The sequence below is a fragment of the Streptomyces sp. NPDC001220 genome (assembly GCF_053597895.1).
Map to the genome: position 1 here is coordinate 344060 of NZ_JBSFJE010000011.1, position 19749 is coordinate 363808.

Sequence of the window (19749 nt, forward strand, 5' to 3'; positions counted from 1 at the left end):
GTGTCGGGCCACCCCGCCCGGTCCGTCCCCTGTGGGGGGTGCCAGACTGGGCGCATGCCAGTGCTCGACCCGAACCCCCAGAACGGTCAGAAGAAGATGCTGATCGTCTTCGGCTCGTTCTTCGCCATCTTCATCGTCATCGCCGTCATCGCGACCCTCGCGTCACCCTGACCACCGCCCCGGCGGACAGTGGTGGGGCTAGCACCACCATCCCCTAGGGGGTGAGGGTCAGGGTGAAGTGGGTGGATCACCGGATGGGCCGGCCGCCGCGGATTCCGTAATTTCGAGTTGTGGCCGCGAGAAGCGGTCACCGAAGCCCGGAGACCAGCGGAGGCGACCATGCCGGCCCGTACGCACACCCTGCCCCACCCCGCCACCCAGGGCAGCGTCGACGTCCGGCTGCCCTGGTGGGCCCTCGCCCTGCCCGCGCTCGCCTTCGTCGCCCTGCTGGTGCTGATACTGAACCCGGCGGACGCTCACGCGACCACGGGTGACCCGGCCGTCACCCATCTCGTCGAGCGGGTCCAGCAGATCGTCACGCGTTAGCCGCACCGCCCTCCGGGCCGGGTGAAGTCGCATGTCAACTCCCTGCGCCCGATGGCCTGTTTCATGCGAAGCTGGGTGACATGAGCGTCGCAGAATCCCGCAGGATCGTCTTCTTCCGCCATGCGAAAGCCGACTGGCCACAGGTGACCGACCACGAGCGACCGCTCGCTGAGCGGGGCCGAATGGAAGCCGCCGTCGCCGGACGCAAGCTGGCGGACAGCGGCATCACCTTCGACCTGGCCCTGTGTTCCACTTCCGTGCGCACCCGGGAGACCTGGAAGCTTGCCGTCCATGAGCTCGCGCACCGGCCGAAAACAGTCTACGAGGAGCGGGTCTACGAGGCCTCTCCGGGCGAGCTGATCGCCGTGCTCAACGAGGTGCCCGACGACGCGCAGGACGTTATCCTCATCGGCCACAACCCCGGCGTGCACGGCGTGACCGAGATCCTGACCGGCAGCTCCGAGGGCGACGCCCGCGACCGGATGAACAGCCGGGGCTTTCCCGCCGCCGCCTTCGCCGTCGTGACCTTCGAGGGCACCTGGAAGAGCCTGGAACCCGGGGTGACCACGCTCGTGGACTACTGGGCCCCCTCCGACTGAGGCGACGGGCGCCACCGTACGGCCACCGCTCCCGGCACGGGACGGCACGGGACGGCAAGGAACGGCATGGGGCCCGGCACCGGTCTCCTCGGTGCCGGGCCCCTTGTGACAGGACCGCCGGGCGGTTCAGCTCTCGTCGTGGGTGTCCGCGGCCTCGACCTCTTCGCGGGTGACGCCCAGCAGATAAAGCACCGTGTCCAGGAAGGGGAAGTTCACCGCGGTGTGCGCGGCCTTGCGGACCACCGGCTTGGCGTTGAAGGCGACACCGAGACCGGCCGCGTTCAGCATGTCCAGGTCGTTGGCTCCGTCACCGATGGCCACCGTCTGCGACAGCGGCACGCCCGCCTCGGCGGCGAACCGGCGCAGCAGCCGTGCCTTGCCCGCACGGTCCACGATCTCGCCGGTCACCCGGCCGGTCAGCTTGCCGTCGACGATCTCCAGCGTGTTGGCCTGGGCGAAGTCCAGCCCGAGCCGCTCCTGCAGATCGTCGGTGACCTGGGTGAAACCGCCCGAGACGACGCCGACTTGGTAGCCGAGCCGCTTCAGCGTGCGGATCAGGGTCCGGGCGCCCGGTGTCAGCCGCACCTCGGCGCGCACCTTCCGCACGACCGACTCGTCCAGCCCCTTCAGCAGCGCCACGCGCGCGTGCAGCGACTGCTCGAAGTCCAGCTCCCCGCGCATCGCGGCCGCCGTCACCTCGGCGACCTGGTCCTCGCACCCGGCGTGCGCGGCGAAGAGCTCGATCACCTCGTCCTGGATGAGCGTCGAGTCCACGTCCATGACCACCAGACGCTGGGCCCGCCGGTGCAGGCCGGCCGCGACGACCGCGATATCCACGCCGAGTTCCGCCGCGTCCGAGACCAGGGCGGTGCGCAGTGCCTCGGTTCCCACGCCGGACACCGCGAACTCCACCGCCGTCACCGGGTACTTGGCGAGCCGGAAGATACGGTCGATGTTGCCGCCCGCCTTGGCGATCCGGGCGGCGATGGCGGCCGTCGACTCGGCGGTCAGGGGGTGACCGAGGACGGTGACGAGGGAACGGCCCAGGCCGCGCGGGCGGTTGTCGCCGTGGCCGGAGATGATCTCCGCCTGCATCTTCATCGACTCGGCCCAGCTGTGCACGGTCGCCCTGAGGTCGCCCTCGATCCCCGCCGCGGGCTGGGTCACGAGCGCGCACAGCACCAGCCGGCCCCGCGTGACGACCTGCTCGATGTCGACCACGTCGACCATGTACGCGGCAAGGGTGTCGAAGAGGCCGGCCGTGATGCCCGGCCTGTCCTTGCCGAAGATCTTGACGAGGAGAGTGGGGACCTCGGAGGTCTGAGGATCGCTCATGGTGTAACCACCGTAACCGGCACGCAGTGCCTGCGGCGCAGGTGGTCCGCCTGACGGACACGGAACAATAAGTGTCGGGTCGGTGTCGGAGGCCTTGCGTCCGCACTACGGGCGAACGTGCGTGCGATGTCGGTGGGCGGGAGTGGGGTACTCCCGGCCCGCGCCTTCACACCCTGTTCAGCGCCGCTCCACGCACGGTCCGAACGCCATGGGTGACAGCGCCGGGCCTCGTCTCGGCGGTGAGCAGCCTCACCGATGGGGCCGCCTGGGTGGTGGCGGGGGAGGCGGAGGAGGAGGGGGAGGCGGGCCCGTGTCCGGGCCGTCGGGCCGCCGCACCCCTGGTCCGCGCCGTGGCGAGCGGGGCGGCGGGTCGACCGGCCGCGCCATGGTGGGAGCGCCGTACACGTCACCGGCACCCGGTGGTGCGCCCGAGGGGTCACCGCCGCCGTCGCGCGGCCACTCCTCCGACGACCCCGGAGCGCCGACCGTCCGGCCGTCCGCCGGCGGCTGACTGCCGTACGGCCCCGCCGGATCCCGGGATTCCTGCGGTGCCTCGGACCAGCGGCCCCGACCGTCTCCCGGCCGGGAATCCCGCGGTTCCCACGCATCCCCGGGTCGACCGCCCCGTCCGCCCCCGGCCCCGGAGCCGCGCGGCGCGTCGGGCCAGGGTTCCCGGTCGCCGCTCGCCGGCTCCCGCAGTTCGTCCGGTACCCGGAGGTAGGGATTGGTGTGCGGATTCGGCGGGCGGTACGGAGGCGCCGGCGCGTAAGGCCCCTCCACCCCGCCGCTTCCGGGTGGTGGCCCCAGCGGCCCGCCGGCCGCGTCACCCCGTGCCAACCGTGCCGTGCGGGTGCCGGCGGCGCCGGTGGCCCATGCCAGCAGCGCGCCCGCCGCCCCCGCCGCCGCACCCCACGCCGCGCCGAGAAGCAGGGCCATGCCCAGCTGCCCGTGCAGTCGGATGCCGGCGCCGAAGGCGTCGAAGCCCAGCACCGACAGGGAGGCGTCCACGGACACGTCCGTCAGCCAGGCCAGCAACGGCAGCGTGAGCGCGGTCGCGATGCCCAGCCGCACCGCACACCGCCCGGCGAAACCGAGCGCGCCGGGACGCGAGCCCGGCGACACCTCCGCCCCACCGGCACCGGCACCGCGGCCGGTCACCGGCGTCCGTACCGCCGTGAACACACCGGCCAGCAGCATCAGCAGGACCGCGGCGATGCCCAGCAGCCATACCCGCCCGTCCAGGTCGGCCAGGTGGCCCAGGGTCACCGACTGGTCGGACGGTGAGTTCAGGAGGTCGTCCAGGGGGTGCGGCAGGAACATGGTGAGGATGCCCGTCGCCCTGCCGTCGAAGGGCACGAAGAGGCCGATCGGGATGCCGAGCCAGACGCCGTTCGGGGCGCCGAGCAGCGCCGCGCCCATGATCCGGGCCGGGTGCGGGTCGCCGACCGCCGCGAAGGCCGCCGCCGCCCAGCCCGCCGCGACCGCCACCAGCAGGACCGTCACCAGCGCCGAGACCGCCGGCCGTACCACCCGGTGCACCGGCTCCCAGCCACGTGGCAGCGGAGTGCGGCGTGAGGCCAGCAGGGCGATCAGCAGGATCCCGACCGACCAGCCGAGGCCGCCGAGCAGGGTCGCCGCCGTGTCCACGCTGAAGCCGACCGCCGCGTTCGCGTGCACGAGGTCGCCGAGGCGGTCCGGCAGCAGCCCGCCGACATCCCCGATGCCGGGAATCCTGAGCCCCCCGCCGCCCCCGCCGCCGGTACCCGGCAGCTTGTCCAGCCCCAGCGCGCCGCCGTCGATGGTCACGACCGAATGCCCGGCCCAGGCCAGTCCGCCCAGCATCGCCACGAACAGCACCACCACCGAGCCCCCGCGGGCCAGCAGTTCGGCCGGTGCGATCACAACTCCGGCCGTGCGCAGGGACCGTAAGAAGAACCAGGACAGCAGCAGGGCTCCCACCAGGCTCACACCCAGCGGCGCGATCTCGATGGCCGTGGTGGCCTGTGCCCCTTTCAGACCGAATGCGGACAGATCTCCGTCCGGCGTGACCGAACCACCTGCCCCGAGTGCCACAACCGCCGCTGTCATCGGGCCCAGTGAGCCCGCGGCGTCGGCCCGCAGCAGATGCAGACCCAGCGCCGCGGTACCCGCCATGCCGATCAACGCCCAGCTCACCGCGGCGATCGCGGACAGCAGGATGTCGCCCCACGGCAGCCGGGCGCCGTGCACCGTGTTCTCGACTCCCGTGCCGGACGTGCCAGAACCCATCGCTGACCCCCCGATCCGCGGACGCGCCGGGTCGCTCCGCCGCGCTTGTCCCCCTCGCGTGGATTACCACTCTCCGGCCCGGTTTCAACCCCGTCAACGGAAAGAGTTGAAGCGCTCGTAAGAGGCCTCCACAAGGCCCGACTTTCGGTCAGAGGGCCGAGCCTGAAATAGTTCCCGACGATGTTCGACATCCCTAGACTCCCTGTGATGGGGGTAACTCGGGGGACTATTCATGGGGCTTGGAGTGCCGGAACTCGTACTGGAATCAGACGGACGCACCTGGACGCTCGACCCGTCCAGGTCATACACCCTCGGACGCGATCCGCAGGGGGACCTCGTGTTCGACGACGCCAGGGTCTCCTGGCGGCACGCCACGATCAGCTTCGACGGCCGCAGTTGGGTCATCGAGGACCACGGCAGTACCAACGGCACCTTCGTGCAGAGCCAGCGGGTCCAGCGGACCGAGATCGGCCCGGGCTCGGCCGTACACCTGGGCAACGCGAACGACGGACCGCGGCTGAGCCTGTCCGGCTCCGCGGCCGCGGTGGCCCGGCCCCAGCCTCAGCAGCAGCCGTACGCGGCGCAGGGCGCGGGCGGCGCGGGCTGGTCCCAGCCGCCGGCCGCGCAGCCATCGGCTCCGCAACAGGACTGGCGGCAGGCCTCGCCGGCGATCCCGCAGCAGCAGGGCGCCCCGGCCATGGCCTCCGGTGGTGGCGCGGGGGCGCCGCCGGTCTACGGCGACCGCAGCCCGACCACGTTCCACCAGTTCTCCATCGGCCGTGTGATGCGCATCGGCCGTGCCCTGGAGAACGAGCTGGTCGTGTCCGACCTGCAGGTCTCGCGCCACCACGCGGAGTTCCACTCCACGCCGGACGGCCGCATGGAGATCCGCGACCTGGGCTCGCACAACGGCACGTACGTCAACGGTCTGGCGATCGCCAAGGGCGGCACCGCGCTGCTCGACGCGAACGACATCGTGGGCGTCGGCCACTCCACCTTCCGGATCGTCGGCGACCGGCTGGAGGAGTTCGTCGACACCGGCGAGGTCTCCTTCTCCGCACGGCACCTGACGGTCACGGTCGACGGCGGCAAGCAGATCCTCAAGGACGTGTCCTTCGGCGTCCCGGAGAAGTCCGTGATCGCGGTCATCGGCCCTTCGGGATCCGGCAAGTCGACCCTGCTCAAGGCACTCACCGGCTACCGCCCCGCCAACGAGGGCGAGGTGCTGTACGACAACCGCAACCTGTACAAGCAGTTCGCCGAGTTGCGCCAGCGCATCGGTCTGGTCCCGCAGGACGACATCCTGCACAAGGAGCTGACCGTCAAGAAGGCCCTCAAGTACGCGGCCAAGCTGCGCTTCCCGGCCGACACCACCGGGCAGGAGCGCGACGACCGCATCGACGAGGTGCTGCGCGAGCTGAAGCTGGACATCCACAAGGACAAGAAGGTCACGTCCCTCTCGGGCGGCCAGCGCAAGCGTGTCTCGGTCGCCCTGGAGCTGCTCACCAAGCCGTCGTTGATCTTCCTCGACGAGCCCACCTCGGGTCTCGACCCGGGGATGGACCGCGATGTCATGCAGCTGCTGCGCGGCCTCGCCGACGACGGCCGCACGGTCCTCGTCGTCACCCACTCGGTGGCGGAGCTGGCGCTGTGCGACAAGCTCCTGGTGATGGCGCCGGGCGGTGCGGTCGCCTACTTCGGCCCGCCCGAGGAGGCGCTGAACTTCTTCGGCTACGACACCTGGGCCGATGTCTTCTCCGCCTTCGAGAACTACCGCGACTACGACTGGGCGGGCCGCTGGAAGGGCTCGCAGCACTACCAGATGTACGCCGCGGACATCGACGCGATCGCCCCGCAGTCCGTACAGATCCCCGCGATGCAGGCGATGCGGCCGAAGAAGCCGCAGAGCTGGGGGTCGCAGCTGCTGACCCTGGTGCGCCGCTACGTAGCGGTCATCGCCTCCGACAAGGGCTTCCTGGCGCTGACGGTGATCCTGCCGGCGGTGCTCGGCGCGGTCAGCCTGCTGATCGACAGCGACAAGGGTCTGCTGGTCAACCCGATCAACTCGAAGACGGGGGTACCGGTCCCGAACGGCACGGCGACCACCGTCCTGCTGATCCTCGCCGTCGGCGCCTGTTTCGCGGGCGCCGCGAACTCCGTGCGTGAGCTGATCAAGGAACGGGTCATCTACGAACGGGAGCGGGCGACCGGCCTGTCCCGGTCGGCGTACCTGATGTCCAAGGTGGTCGTGCTCGGCGTGATCACCGTGCTGCAGGGCCTGATGGTCGGCCTGATCGGCTTCTCCAGCCGCGAGATCCCCGACCAGGGCGTGGTCCTCGGCCACTCCACCCTCTTCGAGCTGTGCATCCCGATCATGGGACTCGGCTTCACCTCGATGATGTTCGGCCTGGTCATCTCCTCGCTGGTCAAGACATCCGAGAAGACCATGCCGCTGCTGGTGATGTTCGCGATCATCCAGGTCGTCTTCACCGGCTGCCTGTTCACCCTGAACGGCGCGGTCGGCGTGAACCAGGTCTCGTTCCTGATGCCCTCCCGCTGGGCGGTGGGCGCGGCCGGCGCCGCGCTGGACTTCAACAACATCGCGCCCAACGTCGACGACCCGACCAAGACGGATCCGCTGTGGAACCACACGGCCGGCGCCTGGACCATGGACATGGCCGTGCTGATCGTCCTCGGGGTGATCTGCGGCTTCCTGGTGGCCCGCTTCCTGCGCCGCCACGAGCCCGAGGTCATGCGCAAGTAGCCGCCCGTACGACGCCGAAGGGCGGCACCCCGCAGTGGGGGTGCCGCCCTTCGGCGTGTGCGTGAAGAGGTCCGCGCAGGCCTCAGTACGCGCTGTTGACGTTGTCCATCGAGCCGTACCGGTCGGCGGCGTAGTTGCAGGCGGCCGTGATGTTGGCGACCGGGTCGTAGATGTTCCACGAGGTGCCGGCCACGTGGTAGGTGGCGAAGGTCGGCGGGATGACCTGGAGCAGACCCTTGGAGGGGATGCCGTTGATGGCGTTGATGTCCCAGTTGTTGATGGCGTTGGGGTTGCCGGAGGACTCCCGCATGATGTTGCGGTACAGGCCGTTGTAGGAGCCCGGGATGCCCTTGGAGTGCATGATGTCCAGGGACTGGCGGATCCAGCCGTCGAGGGTGTTCGAGTAGGTCTTCGCGGCGACCTGCTGGATCTGCGGGCGCTGCGCGGACCGGCTCGCGGCCTGCTTGGCGGCGTGCTTCACGTGGGCGGCGTGGGCGGCCTGCTTGGCGGCGGCCTCGACGTGCTTCACGTGAGCGGTGTGGGCGGCCTTGACCTTGGCGGTGTGGGCCGCGTGCGCCGCCTGGACCTTCTTGACGTGGGCCGCGTGCAGGGCGTGGGCCTGCTTCACGTGGGCCAGGTGCCGGGTGTGGGGCGTGGCCGCCTTCTTCTTGGCGGCGATCGCCTCGACCTTGACGTTCTGCATCGCGAGCTGGTCGGTGACCGTGCCCTTGACGTCCTTGATCTGCTGCGTGCCGTAGGCCACCTGGGCCGCGGCCTGGGGGGCCCCGGTCGCGACGGTCTCCGCGCTGCTGGGCACGGCGGAGAAGGCGAGGGCGGCGGCGCCGAGCGTGGCGACACCGGCGAGCGCGATCTTGTGATGCTTGGTCAGCGTGGGACTGTGGGAGTGCTTGGGCATAGCAGTGGACCTCTTCGAATAGCGCGGAGGTCGCTCGTTGTCCGCGGGGGAGACCGGCTCCTCCTGCACGAACACCGCGGGGGGAACCCGCGGTGCTGAGCGACGAGAGCAATTCTTAGCGGCCGCAAAATTCCCTGGCAAAGGTGTGACGTACGATCCGCGGTAGTACACCCCGGAAGGGCAAAACGGGACAGACTGGGTCGTCTGTCCCGTTCATCGCAGGACCCTTTATCTCCTATGTCCGTTCGTACGTGATGTGCGCCCTATGTGCGGCCTCACATCGGCCGCGCATGAATCTCACCGGGAGTTGCTCTCGCAATGCTCTGTGTGAGGGCTCTCCTCCGGCAGGATGAGGTGCACATCGCCGAACTCGTGCCACAGATAGAGCCCGCTCAGCGCCTCCGCGTAGCTGCGGTCGACCGCGGCCCGCCCCGCGACCGCCTCCAGCATCAGCAGATGCGAGGCCTCCGGCTCGTGCAGCCCGGTCAGCAACCCGTCCACCACCCGAACCCCGCGCCCGGGCGTCACGACGAGCTCCGTCCAGCCCTCGGCCGCCCGCACCACCCCGTCGGCGCCCGCGGCCGACTCCACGGCCCGCACGGCCGTCGTCCCGACGGCGACGACCCGCCTGCCGCCCGCCCTGGCCGCGTTGATCAGCCGCGCCGACGCCGCCGGAACGGCGAAACGTTCCGCGTACGGCGGCTCGTGCGCCTCCGCCGACGACACCCCCGTGTGCAGCGTGATCGGCGCGAACTGCACGCCCCGGCTCACCAGCTCCGCCACCAGCCGCGCGGTGAAGGGCCGCGCCGCACTCGGCATCTCCGCACTCCCGGCCCCGTCGGCCGAGGGCAGCGCGAACACCGTCTGGTAGACGGACAGCGGCTGGTCCCGCTCCGTATAGGAGTAACGAATGGGCCGCCCGTGCTCCCGCAGCATCCCCGGCACGTCCCCCGATGCCCGCGCCCACCACAGCCGCTCGCCCCGCGCACTCAGCGGCTCCGTCAGGACCAGCCGCCCGCCCCCGGGCAGCCGCACCTCACTCCCCGCGGACGCGCCCGCACGCGCGCGTGTCGTCCCCCTGCCGTCCGGCTCCCGCAGCTCGACGGCCCACCTCCCGTCGTCCCCGCGGGTGGAGAAGTGCACCACCACGCGCGCGTGCCCGATGCGTCCGTCCACGGCGGCCGCCAGCGTCGGCGAGGTGTTCACGACCAGCAGGTCCCCGGCCCGCAGCAGCACCGGCAACTCGGCGAAGGAGTGATGCGACACCTCCGTCCCGCGCGACACCAGCAGCCGTACGGCATCCCGCTCCAGCCCCGGCCCGCGCTGCTCGGCCGGCACCCGCGCGGACAACTCCTCCGGGACCCGCAGAGCCGTCGTCATCGTCCCGCCACCAGGGCCGGCGCCCCGTACCGGCCGCTCGCCGGCCGCTCGTCGAGCAATCGCAGGAACGCCGGTACGACGCTCTCCGGTGCCGGCCGTGGATCGTCGTCGTCCGGTACGGCCGCCGCGTACAGGCCGGTCGCCATGTCCCCGGGATCCACCGCCCACACCCGCAGCCCCGGCTCCTCCACACCGAGCACCGCCGCCAGCTGGTCCAGGGCGGCCTTCGAGGCGCCGTACCCGCCCCAGGTCTCGTACGCCTCCGCGCCCGCGTCCGAGCTGACCGCGATCACCGCCCCCGCCGCCGACTCCCGCAGCAGCGGCAGCGCCTCTTGGGCCAGGCCCAGCGCGGCCACCACATTCACCTCCAGTGCCCGGCGCAGCCCCGCCAGGGGCAGCTCGCCGAGACGCACCAGCGGCTCGGCACCCAGCGCGCTGGCGTTGCTCACCAGCAGGTCGAGCCCGCCCAGCCGGCGTGCCGCGGCCACCAGCTCGGCCCGGTGCCCGGCGTCCGTGACGTCGCCGGGCAGCGCCGCCACCCGCGTCCCGGCCCCCGCCGCGGCCTCCGCCGCCTCTTTCAGCGCCCCCGCACCCCTGGCGTCCAGCACCAGGTCCCAGCCCCGCGCGGCCAGCGCCTCCGCCAGCGCACGCCCCAGTCCCTTCGACGCCCCCGTGATGATCGCTACCGGCATGACAACCGTCCCCTCGGCTTAGTCCGCCCGCGTCGGCGGTGATCTCAACCTAGGAACGGCACCACCCCGGCCGCCTCGGACGCGGGGCGCAATCCGGCGGGGCCCTTCGGACTACGCCGCCGGTCCGGGGCCTGCGCCCTAGGACCCGGGACCTACGGCCATCGGCCCGCGCCCCGCCACCATCGGCCGATCCGCGCTGTCACACCCCGCCGGTACCGTGAGGGCATGAGTCAAGGTCCCCGGTCCGGCCTCGCCGCGGTCAGCGCCGCGCTGCTGGCCATGAGCAGGCACCTGGAGGTGCGCGACGTCCTCAAGACGATCGTCGCCTCCGCCCGTGAGCTGCTCGACGCGCAGTACGCCGCGCTCGGGGTTCCCGACGACCACGGCGGCTTCGCCCAGTTCGTCGTCGACGGTGTCACCGACGCCCAGTGGAAGGCCATCGGCCCGCTCCCGCGCCAGCACGGCATCCTCGCCGCGATGCTCCACGAGGCGAAGGTCGAGCGGCTCGCCGACGTCCGCAAGGACCCCCGCTTCGAGGGCTGGCCGACGGCCCACCCCGAGATGGCCGACTTCCTCGGCCTGCCGATCCGGGACGGCGACGAGATCATCGGCGCGCTGTTCCTGGCCAACAAGAACTGTGAGAAACCCGAGGGCGGCTGCGGCTTCACCGCCGAGGACGAGGAACTGCTCTCCATCCTCGCCCAGCACGCCGCCATCGCCCTCACCAACGCCCGCCTCTACGAGCGCAGCCGCGAGCTGACCATCGCCGAGGAACGCTCCCGGCTCGCCCACGAGCTGCACGACGCGGTGAGCCAGAAACTCTTCTCCCTGCGCCTGACCGCCCAGGCCGCCGCCGCCCTGGTCGACCGCGACCCCTCCCGCGCCAAGGGGGAGCTGCAGCAGGTGGCCGCCCTCGCCGCCGAGGCCACCGACGAACTGCGCGCGGCCGTCGTGGAGCTGCGCCCCGCCGCCCTCGACGAGGACGGCCTGGTCGCCACCCTCCGCACCCAGATCCAGGTCCTCGACCGCGCCCACGCCGCGCGCGTGACCTTCGCCGCCAGTGGCGTCCGCGCCCTGCCCGCCGCCCAGGAGGAGGCGCTGCTCCGGGTGGCCCAGGAAGCCCTGCACAACGCCCTGCGGCACTCCGGCGCCGAGCACGTCGACGTGACCGTGAACCGGCGCGGCGGCGGGGCCGTGCTGCGGGTCACGGACGACGGCAGCGGCTTCGACCCGCACCTCACCCGCAGTGCCGGACGCCACCTCGGCCTGGTCTCCATGCGGGACCGGGCGAGCGGGGCCGGCGGCACGCTGACCGTGGAATCGGCGCCCGGCAAGGGCACCACGATCGAGATGGAGGTCCCCGGTGGCTGACGCGATCAGGGTCCTGCTGGTCGACGACCACCAGGTCGTCCGCCGGGGCCTGCGCACCTTCCTGGAGGTCCAGGACGACATAGAGGTAGTCGGCGAGGCCGCCGACGGCGCCGAAGGGGTCGAGCGCGCCCAGGAGCTGAGCCCCGACGTCGTCCTCATGGACGTCAAGATGCCCGGCATGGACGGCGTGGAGGCCCTGCGCAGGCTCCGCGAGCTCGACAATCCCGCGCGCGTGCTCATCGTCACCAGCTTCACCGAGCAGCGCACGGTGGTCCCGGCCCTGCGCGCCGGCGCCGCCGGATACGTCTACAAGGACGTCGATCCCGACGCGCTCGCCACCGCCATCCGCTCGGTGTACGCCGGGCACGTCCTGCTCCAGCCCGAGGTGGCCGGCGCCCTGCTCTCCCAGGAGGAGGCGAACTCCGGCCAGGGCAGGGGAGGGTCGCTCACCGAGCGGGAGCGCGAGGTGCTCGGGCTGATCGCCGACGGCCGCTCCAACCGCGAGATAGCACGCGCCCTGGTGCTCTCCGAGAAGACCGTCAAGACGCACGTCTCGAACATCCTGATGAAACTCGACCTCGCCGACCGCACCCAGGCCGCCCTGTGGGCCGTACGCCATGGCGTGACCGGCTGAAACGTCCTCCGTAACGCTTCACCGGCGGCAACCTGAAGGGTCGTCCTACGGGCTGAGATTCATACCGTCGTGGGAATGTCACCCGGACGGCGCATCCTCTCCCGGCCGTGGGCGTTCTTCAGTGCGTGCCGCGGCGACCGCCGTGGCGATCGCCAAGGAGGCTCAAGAAGTGAAGAACCTGAAGAAGGCAGCGGCCGTGACGATGGTGGCCGGCGGGATCGTGGCCGCGGGCGCGGGGATGGCCTCCGCCCACACCGGCGGCTCGCACGCCGACGGCGGGGCGCACGGCTCTCCGGGCGTCGTCTCGGGCAACGTCATCCAGGTCCCGGTGCACATCCCGGTCAACGCCGTCGGCAACAGCGTCAACGTCATCGGCGTGCTGAACCCCGCCTTCGGCAACCTCGGCCTCAACCACTGAGACCGCGCCGCACCGCGGCATCGACCTCCGGCCTTCCGGGTGCCCCCGGAAGGCCGGTCGGCTTTTGCTCCCATCGGCTTCACGGCCGACGACTCCCGGGCTCGACGGCTCTCGGCAAGTAGGACGGCACCGCCGTCGAGGGCTACGCCGTCCGGCGTGCCCCCCCCGGGCGCCCTAGCGCCCCCGCTCGCGCTCCTCCACCACCGAGTTGTACGCCGCCACCTGCGCCCGCCGGGCCGTCCGCTCCACCGGCCGCAGGGCCAGCGACCGCGCCGCCATCTCCGACGCGCTCACCGCGCCCCCGTGCCCGTTCTCGTGTGCCAGCGAGATCAGCAACCCGACCCGCTGCGCCAGCTCGAGGACCCGCACCGCCCGAGGGGGATACCCGGGGGCCAGTACCTCCCGCCCCCGCTCGGCCCGTGCCCGGTAGGCGTCGATCGCCGCCTCCGCCACCGGACCCGACCCGGCGACGTCCATCTTCGACAGGATCTCGGTCGCGTCCCTGAGCGCCTCCGCCAGCTCCCGCTCGGCCTCGCCCAGCGACGGCACGTCCGCAGGCGGCGCCTCCCGCACCGGCAGCACATGCCAGACCACCTCGACGTGCACGTCACCGGCGGGACCGGCCTCGGACACCTCCGGCACCAGCCCCAACGCGGTGCCGTAACAGACCACCGCCTCCTCGGCCTCCAGAGCCCGCGCGTTGAACTCCGGCGGACCGCTCAGCCCCAGCGGATGCCCCGGGGCCGGCAGCGCGACCCGCAGCCCGGTCGCGCCGAGCGTCCGCAGCCGCCCGAGCGCCAGCGTGAGCCCGACCGGAGCGGACTCCCCGGGGAGCCCCGCCACCCGATGCACAGCGTCCTCGCCGACGATGGCGAGCACGGCGTCATCCGGAGAGACAACTCCGGCCAATAGGGCATTTCCCCAGGCGGCGAGGCGTCCTGAGCGTGGTTCCGAAAGCATGCCTCCACCCTAAGGACCGGACCGATGGAATGGAGCGCCGCACTCGTGGCGTAGATTTCATAAGGGCTGCGCCCACCCGCGCCGCCGCCCGAGCCACAGGCGTACGCGCCAGCCGAGACCGGCCACACTGCAAGGGGAGACAACGCGCTCATGAGCGATGTTCTGGAGCTTCAGGACGTATCCGTGGTCCGGGAGGGCCGGGCTCTGGTGGACCAGGTCTCCTGGTCGGTGAAGGAGGGCGAGCGCTGGGTCATCCTCGGCCCCAACGGCGCCGGCAAGACCACCCTCCTGAACATCGCCTCCAGCTACCTCTTCCCCAGCACGGGCACCGCCACCATCCTCGGCGACACCCTCGGCAAGGTCGACGTCTTCGACCTGCGCCCCCGCATCGGTGTGGCCGGCATCGCCATGGCCGAGAAGCTCCCCAAGCGCCAGACCGTCCTGGAGACCGTGCTCACCGCCGCCTACGGCATGACCGCCCACTGGCAGGAGGAGTACGACGAGGTCGACGAGCAGCGCGCCCGCGCCTTCCTCGACCGCCTCGGCATGACCGACTACGTGGACCGGAAGTTCGGCACGCTCTCCGAGGGCGAGCGCAAGCGCACCCTGATCGCCCGCGCCCTGATGACCGACCCCGAGCTGCTCCTGCTCGACGAGCCCGCCGCCGGCCTCGACCTCGGTGGCCGCGAGGACCTGGTCCGCCGCCTCGGCAGGCTCGCCCGGGACCCGATCGCCCCCTCCATGATCATGGTCACCCACCATGTCGAGGAGATCGCCCCCGGCTTCACCCACGTCCTGATGATCCGCCAGGGCAAGGTCCTCACCGCCGGCCCGCTGGAGCTCGAACTCTCCTCCCGCAACCTCTCCCTCTGCTTCGGCCTCCCGCTCGTCGTCGAGCAGCTCGGCGACCGCTGGACGGCCCACGGACTCCCCCTGTCCTGAGGGTTCCTGACGGCTCCTGACGGGCGTTCCGCCCCGGGAAAGCGCCCTGTCGGGTCGGCACCCGCGGCCCTACCATGACAGGGTGAACAGCATCGACGCATGGGTGTGGTGGCTCGTCGGCGCGGCGGCGCTCGGAATCCCGCTCGTGGTGACCGCGATGCCGGAGTTCGGCATGTTCGCGGTCGGCGCACTGGCCGCGGCGATCACCGCGGGACTCGGTGCGGGCGTCGTCATCCAGGTACTCGTCTTCGTCGTCGTCTCCGTCGCCCTGATCGCCGTCGTACGCCCCATCGCAGCCCGGCACGCCGCCCAGCGACCCCAACTCGCCACGGGCATAGACGCGTTGAAGGGCAAGCAGGCCGTCGTACTGGAACGCGTCGACGGCTCCGGCGGACGGATCAAGCTGGCCGGCGAGGTCTGGTCGGCACGCTCGCTCGACACCGGGCGCGCCTACGAAGCCGGAGAGGAAGTGGACGTCGTGGAGATCGAGGGAGCCACGGCCATCGTCATCTGACCTCGTACGACGCAACTCAGCGGAAGGACTCCCGAGTTGGGCGAGGGTCTGTCAGACTCGTCCAGCAAGATCTTCAACAACCATAAGATCTGCCGAAGCGCCGAGGCGGAGAAGGGTACGGGGAGCGACGATGGAACCGGTCATCATCGTCCTGGTCATTCTGGTGGTGTTGGTCTTCATCGCCTTGATCAAGACGATCCAAGTCATCCCACAGGCGAGCGCCGCCATCGTGGAGCGCTTCGGCCGCTACACGCGGACCCTGAACGCGGGCCTGAACATCGTGGTCCCGTTCATAGACACCATCCGCAACCGCATCGACCTGCGTGAACAGGTCGTACCGTTCCCGCCCCAGCCGGTGATCACCCAGGACAACCTGGTCGTGAACATCGACACGGTCATCTACTACCAGGTCACCGACGCGCGAGCGGCCACCTACGAGGTCGCCAGCTACATCCAGGCCATCGAGCAGCTCACGGTCACCACGCTCCGCAACATCATCGGCGGCATGGACCTGGAGCGCACCCTGACCTCCCGCGAGGAGATCAACGCGGCCCTGCGCGGCGTCCTCGACGAGGCCACCGGCAAGTGGGGCATCCGCGTCAACCGCGTCGAGCTGAAGGCGATCGAGCCGCCGACCTCCATCCAGGACTCGATGGAGAAGCAGATGCGCGCCGACCGTGACAAGCGCGCCGCGATCCTCACCGCGGAAGGCACGCGGCAGGCAGCGATCCTCACCGCCGAAGGTGAGAAGCAGTCCCAGATCCTCCGCGCCGAGGGTGAGGCCAAGGCGGCAGCCCTGCGGGCCGAGGGCGAGGCGCAGGCGGTCCGCACGGTCTTCGAGGCGATCCACGCCGGCGACCCGGACCAGAAGCTCCTCTCCTACCAGTACCTCCAGATGCTCCCGAAGATCGCCGAGGGCGACGCCAACAAGCTCTGGATCGTCCCCAGTGAAATCGGCGACGCCCTCAAGGGCCTGTCCGGCGCGATGGGCAACTTCGGGAACCTGGGCGGCGGTTCGGGCGGTAGCGGTAGCGGCAGCGGCAGCGTCCCGGCCCAGGAACGCCGCGAGAAGCCCAGCATCGACTAGGGGTTCCTGCAAACGACCGTTCCCCGCGCCCACCTGTTCTCGGGGGCGCGGGGAACTGCGCGACGAGCCACAACGCGGCCGCAGCCGCACGACGGGACCGGCCAGGCACACGACTAGGCGGCGACATCCCCCGACAGCCACTCAGGCAACGCCGCCAAATCCTCGGCCCCCATGGCCAGAAGCATCGCATCCTGCGGCGAAGGCTCGAACGGCCTCTGAAGCAACGGCATCCCCGCCTGCTCAGGCGTCCGGTCCGCCTTGCGGTGATTGTCCTCCGCGCACGAGGCCACCGTGTTCAGCCAGGAGTCCTGTCCGCCCTGGGCCCGAGGCACCACGTGGTCGACGGTCGTCGCCCGCCGCCCGCAGTACGCGCACCGGTGCCGGTCCCTGACCAGCACCCCCCGCCTCGACCAGGGCGCCTGTCTCCGGAACGGCACCCGTACATACCGGCACAGCCTGATCACCCGGGGCGCGGGTATGTCCACATCCGCACCGCGCATGCGCAGTTCGGGGTGGGCCTGCTCCACGACGGCCTTGTCCTGGAGCACCAGGACGACGGCTCGATTCAACGTCACCGTAGACAGCGGCTCGAAGCTCGCGTTCAGCACCAGCGTGTCACGCATCCAGCCCACCTCCCATGTGCACCGTGCCCACCCCCGGCGGGCTTGGATCAACTCTGGACGGGCGCGCCGAGATGGACAACGCAATAAAAACTGCCCGCCCCTGATCACTTCCAAGACCAGGGACGGGCAAACGTTCAATGAACGCTTGGCTGATTTCGCGAGGTGCGTCAGCCCTTCTCGGGGTTCTCGTACTCGCCGATCAACTGCGCGCGGGCGATCGCGTGGAACCGCAGGTTGAACCCGACGACGGCAGGCGACACATCGGCGTCCGGACCGAGCTTCTCCTGGTCCACCGCGTACACCGTGAAGACGTACCGGTGCGAGCCGTCCCCGGGCGGCGGCGCGGCACCGCCGAAGTCCTTCGACCCGTAGTCGTTGCGCACCTGCACGGCGCCCTCGGGCAGGCCCTCGAACTTGCCGCTGCCCGCACCCGCCGGCAGCTCGGTCACCGAGGCCGGAATGTCGAACACGGACCAGTGCCAGAACCCGCTCCCTGTCGGGGCGTCCGGGTCGTAGCAGGTCACGGCAAAGCTCTTGGTCCCGGCCGGAAAGCCCTCCCACCGCAGCTGCGGTGAGGTGTTGCCCTTGGCGTAGACCTGAGCGTCCTTGAGCGTCGCCCCTTCCTCGATGTCCTCGCTCGTCACCGTGAACGACGGGACGGGCGGATGGAAGTCATGGGGGAGCGGCCGCCGCTTGAGCTCGGTCACCTCGGTACCTCCTGATCGATACTGATCGCTTACGGAAGCCGTAACGGACTCCGCGGTTCCCGAGCCTAGAACCAGTTGCGCTTGCTGCCGACCTCGGACAGCCACTGGTTGAGATAAGCCGCCCAGTCGGTCCCGTGGAAGTCGTGCAGACCCACCTGGAACGACCGGAAGGTGTCACTGCCCTCACTGAACAGCCCCGGCTTCTTGTCCATTTCGAGGATGACGTCCATGGCGTGCGCGTCCGCCACGAAGCTCAGCTCGACCTGGTTCAGCCCCCGGTACTGGGACGGCGGGTGGAACTCCACCTCCTGGTAGAACGGCAGCGTCTGCCGGGTCCCCCGGATGTGACCGCGTTCCAGGTCCGCGTTCTTGAAGCGGAAGCCCAGCTGGATGAAGGCGTCCAGGATCGCCTTCTGCGCCGGCAGCGGGTGCACGTTGATCGGGTCCAGGTCACCGGAGTCCACGGCCCGCGCGATCTCCAGCTCGGTGGTCACGCCGATGTGCATCCCGCGCAGCGCCTGCCCGTCGATCATCGTGACCGGCGTCTCCCAGGGGATCTCCAGCCCGAACGGCACCGCGTGCACCGCCCCGGCCTGCAGCTCGAAGGCACCGCCGAGCCGCACCTTGCCGAAGTCGATGTTCTGCTTGAACTCCTCGTCGCCGTGCTCCACCTCGACCCGCGCCTGCAGGCCGACGGACAGCCCCTGGATCTCCTGGTTCACCGACCCGCCCTGGATCCGCACCTCACCCTGGACGACGCCACCCGGCACGACGTTGATCTCGGTGAGCACCGTCTCCACGGAAGCCCCACCGGCCCCCAGGCTCGCGAGCAGCTTCTTGAACCCCATGACTCTCCCTTTAAGTACAGACCCTTGATCCCTAGAAACGCGATCCGGCCGCGACCGGTTCCGGCCCACACCCTGGCAAGGAGACGAATCCTTGACCACCCCTTGGCATCCTCGGCCTGGACTAGGCTCGGACGCCATGATCGCGCCCCCGGACCGTACGTCACTCCCCAGGGACTTCTTCGACCGCCCTGTACTGGAGGTCGCCCCCGACCTCCTCGGCCGCATCCTCCTCCGCACCACCCCGGACGGTCCGATCGCGGTCCGCATCACAGAGGTGGAGGCGTACGACGGCCCGAACGACCCCGGGTCGCACGCCTATCGCGGGCCCACACCCCGCAACGAGGTGATGTTCGGTCCGCCCGGACACGTGTACGTCTACTTCACGTACGGCATGTGGTTCTGCATGAACCTCGTCTGCGGTCCGGTGGGCACCGCGAGCGCGGTCCTGCTCCGCGCCGGGGAGATCGTCGAGGGCGTCGACCTCGCACGCAAACGTCGACTTTCGGCCCGATACGACAGGGAACTGGCCAAAGGCCCGGCTCGCCTCGCCACCGCCCTGGGTGTCGACCGGGCCCTGGACGGCACGGACGCGTGTGCCGCCGGCGAGACACCGCTGCGGATGCTGACCGGTTCCCCCGTCCCCTCCGACCAGGTACGCAACGGTCCGCGCACGGGAGTGGCCGGCGAGGGAGGAAACGGTGAGGTCCATCCCTGGCGTTACTGGATCGCGGACGACCCGACAGTCAGTCCCTATCGGGCCCATGTACCCCGGCGCCGCTCAAGTTGACGCGTCCCTGGAAGGTGCGTAACGTAGCCCGAGCCGCTTGAACCGGGTACGGCATTCGCCAGCAGCCGGAAGCGGCCACCCACTACCTACGACTTCCCCTGACGGGGTCGGATTCGTCATGCCTGCATGCTCGAATTCGAACTCGCGGAACTCGATTATGAGTCTCGACGGGAATCGGCTAACGTAGTGAATGTCGAAAGGCCGACAGGCGAAAGCCGGAAAGCCCCAGACAATCCCGCCGACCGGGAATCGGACGCCGAAAGGATCTGATAGAGTCGGAAACGCAAGAACGAAGGGAAGCCCGGAGGAAAGCCCGAGAGGGTGAGTACAAAGGAAGCGACCGTTCCTTGAGAACTCA

General features: G+C 70.6%; 20 protein-coding genes. 11 read left to right on the forward strand and 9 right to left on the reverse strand.

Annotated features, from left to right (window positions below; translation table 11 throughout):
• Positions 1-54 precede the first annotated feature (54 nt).
• The 3 genes from ACWDGI_RS26990 (at position 55) to ACWDGI_RS27000 (ending at position 1145) form a co-directional block, all read left to right on the forward strand.
• Entirely contained in the window at positions 55-171 is a 117-nt protein-coding gene (locus ACWDGI_RS26990) for an SGM_5486 family transporter-associated protein (RefSeq protein ID WP_089107830.1), read from the forward strand.
• Positions 172-339: 168 nt separating this feature from the next.
• The gene (locus ACWDGI_RS26995) at positions 340-546 is read left to right on the forward strand and encodes a hypothetical protein (protein WP_450763155.1); all 207 of its coding nucleotides are present in this window, start codon (positions 340-342) and stop codon (positions 544-546) included.
• A gap of 80 nt (positions 547-626) precedes the next feature.
• Positions 627-1145: a SixA phosphatase family protein gene (locus ACWDGI_RS27000; RefSeq protein ID WP_450763157.1), complete on the forward strand. Its 519-nt coding sequence runs from the start codon at positions 627-629 to the stop codon at positions 1143-1145.
• 126 nt (positions 1146-1271) lie between these two features.
• Here the strand turns inward: ACWDGI_RS27000 and serB are convergent, their stop codons facing one another.
• Complete coding sequence (serB, locus tag ACWDGI_RS27005; protein ID WP_450763159.1) at positions 1272-2480, reverse strand: phosphoserine phosphatase SerB; 1209 nt, start codon at positions 2478-2480, stop codon at positions 1272-1274.
• Positions 2481-2729: 249 nt separating this feature from the next.
• Complete coding sequence (locus ACWDGI_RS27010; protein ID WP_450763161.1) at positions 2730-4748, reverse strand: streptophobe family protein; 2019 nt, start codon at positions 4746-4748, stop codon at positions 2730-2732.
• A 232-nt stretch (positions 4749-4980) separates the two neighbouring features.
• Between ACWDGI_RS27010 and ACWDGI_RS27015 the strand changes: the two genes are divergently transcribed.
• Positions 4981-7512, forward strand: coding sequence for an FHA domain-containing protein (locus tag ACWDGI_RS27015; protein WP_450763163.1), 2532 nt, complete (start codon positions 4981-4983; stop codon positions 7510-7512).
• An 82-nt stretch (positions 7513-7594) separates the two neighbouring features.
• On the opposite strand, the gene ACWDGI_RS27020 is transcribed toward ACWDGI_RS27015, so the two are convergent.
• The 3 genes from ACWDGI_RS27020 to ACWDGI_RS27030 all read right to left on the reverse strand — a co-directional run bounded on the left by ACWDGI_RS27020 (position 7595) and on the right by ACWDGI_RS27030 (position 10500).
• The gene (locus ACWDGI_RS27020) at positions 7595-8428 is read right to left on the reverse strand and encodes a transglycosylase SLT domain-containing protein (protein WP_450763164.1); all 834 of its coding nucleotides are present in this window, start codon (positions 8426-8428) and stop codon (positions 7595-7597) included.
• 297 nt (positions 8429-8725) lie between these two features.
• Entirely contained in the window at positions 8726-9808 is a 1083-nt protein-coding gene (locus tag ACWDGI_RS27025; RefSeq protein WP_450763166.1) for an S-adenosylmethionine:tRNA ribosyltransferase-isomerase, read from the reverse strand.
• Positions 9805-10500 (reverse strand): SDR family NAD(P)-dependent oxidoreductase, encoded by a 696-nt coding sequence (locus ACWDGI_RS27030; protein WP_450763168.1) that lies wholly within the window; start codon positions 10498-10500, stop codon positions 9805-9807. The genes ACWDGI_RS27025 and ACWDGI_RS27030 overlap by 4 nt, the downstream gene beginning before the upstream one ends.
• A gap of 225 nt (positions 10501-10725) precedes the next feature.
• Between ACWDGI_RS27030 and ACWDGI_RS27035 the strand changes: the two genes are divergently transcribed.
• From ACWDGI_RS27035 to ACWDGI_RS27045, 3 genes are all read left to right on the forward strand, one after another.
• Entirely contained in the window at positions 10726-11871 is a 1146-nt protein-coding gene (locus ACWDGI_RS27035; RefSeq protein WP_450763170.1) for a GAF domain-containing sensor histidine kinase, read from the forward strand.
• Positions 11864-12505: a response regulator gene (locus ACWDGI_RS27040; protein ID WP_450763171.1), complete on the forward strand. Its 642-nt coding sequence runs from the start codon at positions 11864-11866 to the stop codon at positions 12503-12505. The genes ACWDGI_RS27035 and ACWDGI_RS27040 overlap by 8 nt, the downstream gene beginning before the upstream one ends.
• 169 nt (positions 12506-12674) lie before the next feature.
• Positions 12675-12923, forward strand: coding sequence for a chaplin (locus tag ACWDGI_RS27045; protein ID WP_365283670.1), 249 nt, complete (start codon positions 12675-12677; stop codon positions 12921-12923).
• 174 nt (positions 12924-13097) lie between these two features.
• Here the strand turns inward: ACWDGI_RS27045 and ACWDGI_RS27050 are convergent, their stop codons facing one another.
• On the reverse strand, positions 13098-13883 hold the full coding sequence (locus tag ACWDGI_RS27050; RefSeq protein WP_450763174.1) for a hypothetical protein: 786 nt from the start codon (positions 13881-13883) through the stop codon (positions 13098-13100).
• A gap of 150 nt (positions 13884-14033) precedes the next feature.
• Here ACWDGI_RS27050 and ACWDGI_RS27055 point away from each other — a divergent pair, with 150 nt between their 5' ends.
• From ACWDGI_RS27055 to ACWDGI_RS27065, 3 genes are all read left to right on the forward strand, one after another.
• Positions 14034-14825 carry an ABC transporter ATP-binding protein gene (locus tag ACWDGI_RS27055; protein ID WP_450763176.1) on the forward strand — a complete coding sequence of 264 codons (792 nt, stop codon included), beginning with the start codon at positions 14034-14036 and terminating at the stop codon, positions 14823-14825.
• Positions 14826-14907: 82 nt separating this feature from the next.
• On the forward strand, positions 14908-15339 hold the full coding sequence (locus ACWDGI_RS27060) for an NfeD family protein (RefSeq protein ID WP_450763178.1): 432 nt from the start codon (positions 14908-14910) through the stop codon (positions 15337-15339).
• 130 nt (positions 15340-15469) lie between these two features.
• Positions 15470-16426: an SPFH domain-containing protein gene (locus tag ACWDGI_RS27065; protein ID WP_450763180.1), complete on the forward strand. Its 957-nt coding sequence runs from the start codon at positions 15470-15472 to the stop codon at positions 16424-16426.
• A gap of 113 nt (positions 16427-16539) precedes the next feature.
• On the opposite strand, the gene ACWDGI_RS27070 is transcribed toward ACWDGI_RS27065, so the two are convergent.
• From ACWDGI_RS27070 to ACWDGI_RS27080, 3 genes are all read right to left on the reverse strand, one after another.
• The gene (locus ACWDGI_RS27070) at positions 16540-17049 is read right to left on the reverse strand and encodes an HNH endonuclease (RefSeq protein ID WP_360481358.1); all 510 of its coding nucleotides are present in this window, start codon (positions 17047-17049) and stop codon (positions 16540-16542) included.
• A gap of 167 nt (positions 17050-17216) precedes the next feature.
• Complete coding sequence (locus ACWDGI_RS27075; RefSeq protein ID WP_450763182.1) at positions 17217-17756, reverse strand: YbhB/YbcL family Raf kinase inhibitor-like protein; 540 nt, start codon at positions 17754-17756, stop codon at positions 17217-17219.
• Between the two features lie 65 nt (positions 17757-17821).
• Positions 17822-18604, reverse strand: a complete 783-nt coding sequence (locus tag ACWDGI_RS27080; protein ID WP_450763184.1) for a sporulation protein — start codon at positions 18602-18604, stop codon at positions 17822-17824.
• Between the two features lie 136 nt (positions 18605-18740).
• On the opposite strand from ACWDGI_RS27080, the gene ACWDGI_RS27085 reads away from it, so the two are divergent.
• Positions 18741-19391, forward strand: a complete 651-nt coding sequence (locus tag ACWDGI_RS27085) for a DNA-3-methyladenine glycosylase (protein ID WP_450763186.1) — start codon at positions 18741-18743, stop codon at positions 19389-19391.
• Positions 19392-19749: the final 358 nt, after the last annotated feature.